Here is a 7,652-nt window from a genome sequence, read left to right as displayed (position 1 = left end):
ACAGAGAAAGTTTAGAACTTAAAGTTAACAATTAATATTTTTAATTAAATTTTATCGTATGAAAAGAAAGTATTTTAGCGCGCTGCTTATGGGTGCATTGACAGTTGCATCTGTAAGTACCTTTACTTCTTGTAAGGATTACGATGACGACATTAGCAATTTGCAAAAGCAGATTGATGCTAATGCTACTGCTATCAAGCAGATCGAAGATCTGATTAAGGGTGGTGGTGTCATCAAGACTGTTTCAGAAGCTACAGATGGTGTTACTGTAACATTGAGCAATGGTCAGTCTTTCAACATTAAGAATGGTACTAATGGTGTTGATGGTACTCCTGGTACTGTTTGGACTATCAGTGACGATGGCTTTTGGATGAAGGATGGCGTAAAGACCACTTACAAGGCTCTTGGTAAGGACGGCGAAAAGGGCGATAAGGGCGACAAGGGCGACACTGGTGCTCAGGGTCCTCAGGGTCCTCAGGGTCCAGCTGGAGCTGCTGGTTCTGATGCAACTGCTGCTTCTTATGAGTACTACGTTCCTAACGCTGAGACAGGTTACTTCGACATTTATAAGAATGGCGAGAAGGTAAAGCAGAGCAATGTTAAGTTCGTTCAGGAAACTCCTGACGTAATTACTGCTACTCTTGATAAGACTAACTTGATCCTCGCTGGTGTAAAGGGTATTGCTGGTGAGAAAGTAGTTATCTCTCTCTCTGGTGATCTTACAAGCTTGGTATTCATGCCAAAGATTTACTTGGATGGTATCGAGACTGTAACTTACGATTACTTGCATGGTAAGTACTTGACTCATAAGACTGCTTTGAGTGACAAGAACCACCAGGACAAACGAGTTACTGATATCGATGATTATCTCCCTAACCGTTTGGCTAACAAACCTAGTGGTGAAGAGCTCCCTACTGTATTCAACTACGGTCCAGCATGGGGTGTTAAGTATCACATGAACCCATCTAATGCTGATATGGTATGGGAAGATATCAAGGGTTACAACCTCTTGGAGCCAAATATCTACAACTATCATACACGTGCTACTGCTGAGCAGTTGGGTAAGATTTCTTCTCCAAAGCTTGATGATGCAGGTAACGCTCTCTTCAATACTAATAATGGTATTGTAACTGCTGGTTTGCAGATTGAGCATCCTGAGAAGTTGAATGCATATCCTACAGTAAACGACCAGAACAAGGCTAATACTATTGCTCTTCAGGCTAAGACTTCTGCTAGCACTGTTGCTGAGGGTGTCGTTACTTCTGACTACGCTTTGATTCAGCCACAGAAGGCATATCTCGAGGCTTTGTACTGGAGAAAGAAGCCTACTTACATCCAGTTGGGCGCAGACAATAACCGTTACGGTGATGAGAAGGGTATCCCAACAGCTAATTACTTCGGTACTACACGTGGGGATGCTGCTGCTCAGGTTCACGTATACGATTCTCCAAATGAGGCTTTGGCTGATCGTGCTGGTGCAGCTTTGGAGCTTTACTATAACAGTGCTGAGGGTATCAATATAGCAGACTACCTTGGTGTTCACCTCTTGGTAGAGAATGTTGCTAATTTTGACGGTACTTCTTATGGTAAGGATTTGAAGGAGTTGTCATTGAATGAGGCTAAGCAGTGGGGCTTGACATACGAGTTCAACCTCGTTGATTACAAGGTTGACGGTAACAATACAATCGATAGCCGTTATGCTAAGTGGGTTAACGAAGCTGCAGGTGTAAAGACTTCTAAGGATGGTATCCTCCGTGCTTGGAACGTTGATAAGGATGGTAAACCAACTTCTGAGTCTGCTACTTCAATCGACCGTGAGCCATTGGTTCAGGTTCTCGTTAAGCGTGGTAATGAGGTTGTTTTGGATGGCTATATCCTGATTCACATTACACGTCAGAACCCTGAGGTTGCTCCTAACAAGGAGATTGACTTGCACCAGGATAAGGGTTCATTCGACCTTTGCAATGGTATCGATAACTTGCACTCAACATGGTCACAGTTCTCTGCTACTGTTTTGACAGAGGGTCTCGAGAATATGACTAAGAATGATTTCGATGAGCAGTATACTATCGATTCTAAGGGTAACTTCGGTTCAGATGCAGTAGGTAACACTACTTTGAATTTGAAGATGTTCAAGGATGCTCCTGTTAAGGGTGGTACTACTGATGTTGAGGATGTAATTGGTAATATCGAGTACTTCGGTAATACTGAGGGTACAACTAACCATACATTCAAGTGGCACATCGACGCAGCTACATTGGAGAAGTTGACACATGACGCTAAGTCATATCCTGTAACAGTTTCTCGTTATGTACGTTACGTTGGTAATGCTAAGGCTAAGTATCCTTACATCTATATCAAGTTGACATACACATTGACACGTGATAGCAAGACTTATGCATTCGGTGAAATTATTCCTGAGTATTGGAAGACTCTCACTGGTGCAGAAAACGGTAATGAGGCTGTTATCTTCGATGTTAAGGAGCCTACAAATGGTGGTGACATTAATGCTATCAGCCGTAAGGTAACTTCTACTTTGATGGGTAATGTTGCTAAGATTACTGCTACTCACAAGTACTACTTCGTGCCAGAGGCAGTAACAGTTGGTGGTTACACAATTACTCCACAGAGCAGTGCTGCTGATGTTAAATACAATACATTGTATTGCAACTATGTAACTGATAGCCACAAGTTCGACAAGGCTAAATTGCAGGAGACTTTGGCTAACTGCGCTGTTAAGTACAATGCTGGTGCATTTGAGAATACTAAACTTTACGCAGTTAAGAATGGTGTTTATACACATATCGCTACTTTGAATCCTGCTACAAGCGAGATCACTTTGATTAAGGATGATGTTACTAAGGAAGTATTGAACAAGGTTGGCTATATGCTTAACAACAAGAACATCCAGACAGAGTTGCGCTCTTGGGTTGGTGTTGTAGCTGAGAACTCTTGCAATGTTGCTCAGTACGTTAAGGATGGTATCTTCTTGACAGCTTGGGAGCGTCCTATCAACTTGATTGACGTTGCTACAGAGCCTGTTATCGATGCTAACACTAACGGTAACTGCATCTACGCTCTCGACCTCTTCAAGTTGTACGACTGGCGTGGTTACAAGGCTGTTGAGTCTGAGAACGACTGCATTGCTAACCAGAGTAACATGTGGGGTGACCACCTCTGGTTCTGGGGTTACTACAATGTGAAGTCTATCACAATCGATACAACACCTAAGAATGTTGAGACAACTCTTGGTGGTGGTAACTGGACTACATTGGATAAGGTAAGCAGTGATGTTCAGCTCAAGTGCGGTAACGTATCTGGCGTTGCTACTGATCTTAAGACAGCTGGTAAGATTACTTACACTAACGATTTGAGAGCATACAACAGTGCTGACCAGAACGCTGCTTTGCAGGCTTACATGACTGCAAACAAGGCTAAGTTCGGTACTATCTGGTACTACAACAATGGTGGTAATGTTGAAACATTCAAGGTTAAGGTTCCTGTAACTATTACTTATGAGTGGGGTTCATTCACAAGAATGGTTGAGTTTACAATCAAGCCAACTATCGGTGACTAATCCTATTTAAAAGATTTTAAATAGCTCTAATCAGAGGGTGTGCCTAAAAGAGCGGCACACCCTCTTTTCATTAAATCATATTTGAAATGAAGAAACTTATATTATTCTCTCTTTCGCTTATATTGATTCTCTCTTTCGGATCTTGTAGTGGTGATAAAAAGAAAAGCCGCGAACAGCAAGTTGAAGAATTCAGAATGGAACTGAGCAAAGAGGATACAGCACAAATGTTGAAGCTTTGTGATACTGCTATGGAGCAGCTGAAGGCTAAAGACTATAATCATGTTTTGGCTAGTCTATATGAGTATACTGATTCTACTCAGGAAATCAAGCCTCTCTCTGAGAAGACAAGAAAAAGATATCTTAACAAGTTTAAGACATTCCCAGTGTTGGAATATACTCGTATCTATTATTCGTTCCAGTTGGAAGGTTGTAATGATGTAAAGTATGCAGTAACCTTTGCTACAGCAGAACAGGCTGGTACTCCGGAACCTGCAAAAACATCGTACATGTTTAATCCTGTAAAGGTTGACGGTACTTGGAAGCTCTGTGTGAAGACTCCAGCCGATCAAATTGATATGACATTGCGCTAATCATGATATAAATTATCTATTATGAAGAAATCTTTGTTTGCCATACTAATGACTTTGGTATCTGTTCAAGGTTTTGCACAGATACAGCGAACAGCAGAATTTGACTTCAGCTATCCGCTGGGCTTGAATCCTGCTATTACTCCTCCATCTGGTAATAATGAGGAAATCAATATTACAGATAAGACCTTTACCAATAAGGATATCACCATCGATTTTGATCTTGGAAAACAAGGACTGGGTTCTTCCATCTATAATTTTACCAATATCTGGACTGGTGTTACTACTTATTATCTCCGAGTTTGCCAACAAGCGAATTTGAAGGTTCATGCTCCAAAGGATGCTCAGTTAGAAAGAGTTTCTTTCTCTGATGGAAGTTCTGTTGGAGATTTGCGAGTTGATGATGAAGAACTTGGAACTCAGACTGATGGATATAGAACATGGATTAACTCCGATGGGTTACCAATCCATGACTTAGTATATAAAAACAGTTTTTCTGCTGCTCAAATAGAAAAGATAACCGTATATTATACTGTTCCATCAGCTGTTTTGGATGCAACGAGTGACATTGCTGATGGTAGTGTAATAGATGCATTTAATCAGTTGCATCTTACTTTCGACCATGCCATGACTGTTAAGGATGGTTCGAAGATTACAATTTCAGATGGTACTAATTCTCAAAATCTGAAAGCTACCATCCAGAATAATGTTGTGACTTTGGTTGCTTCTACTCCTATTGCAAAGGATGGTGATTATACAATTACTGTTCCTGCTGGAAGCTTTAAAGACAAGGATGGATTTGAAAATAAGGAAATCAAGATCAAGGTAACTATCAAGGTTCCTTTCAATTATGTTTCTGTTACACCTGAGCAGGGTAATATTCTTACACTGCCACTCAACATTACTGCCGATTTTGGTAAGACAGTTGGCTTTGTTGATGAAACCGCCAATATTCGTTTGTTGAAGAATGGTGAACCTTATTTGTCTGTAAAAGCAGCCAAGGTTGATGAAACCAAGGTAAACTTCAATATCTTGAATCGAACAGAGCCAATTACTGATAAGGCAATTTATACATTGGTTGTTCCCGCTAAGGTTGTTTACAATGGTATGAAGGGAGACACAGAATTGGAGCGTTCAAACTCTGCTTTTGAGTTGAAATATGTGATTGACGATTCTGAGATACTCAAAAAGGCTAAGGCACTTGTTACTAATAAGAGTGTAGGTTATCCAGCAGAGACCAGTGCTGCTTATGTAGCATTGAAAGAATTGGTTCAAGGTGAACCGACTGATGAAGATGTGAGCAAAGCTTTGAAAGATTATTATGCTGAAAAGGAAATCATTCTTCCTGCAAGCCAGAAGTGGTACCATATTGCCAATGTCAATGCTGAAAACAAGAAGTTGTATCTTGGCGTTGTTGAAAACAAACTGTCACTTGTAGAAGATGAAGCCAAAGCGATGGCTTTTGAGGCTACCAATAATAATGGCATCGTCTGCTTGAAGAATGCTGATGACAAGATGTTGACTATTAGTGGCTTGGTTGAAGATGCTACTTCAAAGGAAGTTAATCTGACCATTGCAAAACTGGATTCTGCTCAGGTTATATTGGAGGAAGGTGCTGAGTATGACGCTGAAAAGATGCTTGGCTCACTTTCAATCTATGGAGTTTGTCAGAACTCTTTAGGTGAAGAAATGCCTGCTTATGCATTGGCTAATCATGAGAAGGGGCTCTATCAGACTGATGCTTCTATTGCTGTGCCATATTATCAGCACAAGCTTTCAAGTGCTTTCGTCTTTACAGAGACTGATATGCCAGCAGAAGCAATCAAGACAGTAAATACTGATTATTCTTTGAAGTCACGCATCGTAGTTGATAACACAGTTCCTTTGGTACTTACTTTTGATAAGCTGAATGAGGCTGTTGTGGCTAAAGATGCTGACGCTTATATTGCTAATATGAAGAATGAGCGTAAGAAGGATGTTGAGTTTGCTGCTGTTGAAGGTAAGAACAACCAGTTTACCATTTCTTTGAAAGATCTTGCAAAGGGTGATTATTGGTTGGTAATCCCTGAAGGTACATTCCACTACGAGTTGGATGGAAAGGAAGTGAAGACTCAGGCTATCAAGGTATCCTTTACTATCGGGAAGAATGGTTCTCCTGATGATGCTGGCATCAACTTTACATATACTGCCATTCAGATTTCTCCAGAAGTAAATGGACCAGTTAAGGATACTGATTTGAATAACGTATTGATTAAGAACTATAGTGGTCTTTATGATGGTATTGTTGCCAATAAGGATAGAATCGTAAGAATTGCAGTGTTTGATAATAATGCAACAGTTCGTACCGGACACATGGAAGAGTATGTAGATCCATCCGATCCGACAACTCCAACATTGAAACTTGTTCTTGATACACCTATTGAGTCTGGTGATCTCAGTCCAAAGAAATATGCTTTAGTATTTGAACAGGGTACCTATGGTGATATAAACTTTGGTAAGTTCCTGATGGATAAAACTCAAGTTTCTGCTAGCTCTTGCGTTGCAAATCCACGCACTGTTATTCCTGTTGATGTGGATAACACAACTGGCATTACAGATGTTGAATTGGGCAATGGTGCTGAGAATGAAGTCATCTATGACTTGTATGGTCGCAAGGTTACCAAGATCAACCAGCCTGGTATTTACATTGTTAATGGAAAGAAAGTTATTAAAAAATAATTTTAATAGTATTAAGTTATGAAACCAATGAAATTATTTATGGCATCAGCTATGCTCGCTATGGGCACTGCTGCAATGGCACAGGCCACCTACACAGACAAGGATGGCAATGAGTATCAGTTTAAGAAGCACGCATTCCTGGATCTCCAGGGCGGTGCTCAGTACACACTCGGTGAAGCTAAGTTTGGTGACTTGATTTCTCCTAACGTTCAGTTGGGCTTGGGCTACCAGTTCTCTCCTGTATTCGGTATGCGCTTGCAGGCTAACGGCTGGCAGAGCAAGGGAGGATGGGCTGCTTACCGTGACAAGGTGGGCGATGCTCCATTCTCTGCCGACTACAAGTTCAACTATGTGGCTCCGGGCTTGGACTTCATGTTCAACCTCAGCAACCTCTTCTGTGGTTGGAATCCTAACCGTGTGTTCAACGTAACTGCATTTGTTGGCGGTGGTGCCAACATCGCTTGGGGCAATGACGAGGCCAACGAGATTGGTGCTCACATCAAGGACCTCGACAAGTATAACTTGAAGTATCTTTGGGATGGCACTAAGGTGCGTCCTTTCGGTCGTGCGGGTCTCGACTTGGAGTTCAAGGTTAGCAAGGCTGTCAGCATCATGATTGAGGGTAACGCCAACATCACCACTGATAAGTACAACTCAAAGAACGCTGACAACCCAGACTGGTACTTCAACGCTCTCGCTGGTCTCCGCATCAACTTGGGCAAGAGTGCTACCAAGAAGGAGAAGCCAGTAGAACCAGAACCAGCTCCAGC

Annotated in this window: 3 protein-coding genes and 1 pseudogene; all 4 read left to right on the top strand. The window is 41.5% G+C overall.

Features of this window, described 5'->3' with window-relative positions; all coding sequences use genetic code 11:
* Positions 1-58 precede the first annotated feature (58 nt).
* Positions 59-3,577 (top strand): PL29 family lyase N-terminal domain-containing protein, encoded by a 3,519-nt coding sequence (locus F7D73_RS08585; protein ID WP_153123893.1) that lies wholly within the window; start codon positions 59-61, stop codon positions 3,575-3,577.
* A gap of 194 nt (positions 3,578-3,771) precedes the next feature.
* Positions 3,772-4,167 (top strand): hypothetical protein, encoded by a 396-nt coding sequence (locus F7D73_RS08580; RefSeq protein ID WP_153123891.1) that lies wholly within the window; start codon positions 3,772-3,774, stop codon positions 4,165-4,167.
* A 21-nt stretch (positions 4,168-4,188) separates the two neighbouring features.
* Positions 4,189-6,882 (top strand): Ig-like domain-containing protein, encoded by a 2,694-nt coding sequence (locus F7D73_RS08575; RefSeq protein WP_153123895.1) that lies wholly within the window; start codon positions 4,189-4,191, stop codon positions 6,880-6,882.
* Positions 6,883-6,909: 27 nt separating this feature from the next.
* Positions 6,910-7,652, top strand: a pseudogene (locus tag F7D73_RS08570) (OmpA family protein); the annotation flags it as partial.

Source organism: Segatella copri, assembly GCF_009494395.1.
GTDB lineage: Bacteria > Bacteroidota > Bacteroidia > Bacteroidales > Bacteroidaceae > Prevotella.
This window is presented reverse-complemented; position numbering and strand designations above follow the sequence as displayed.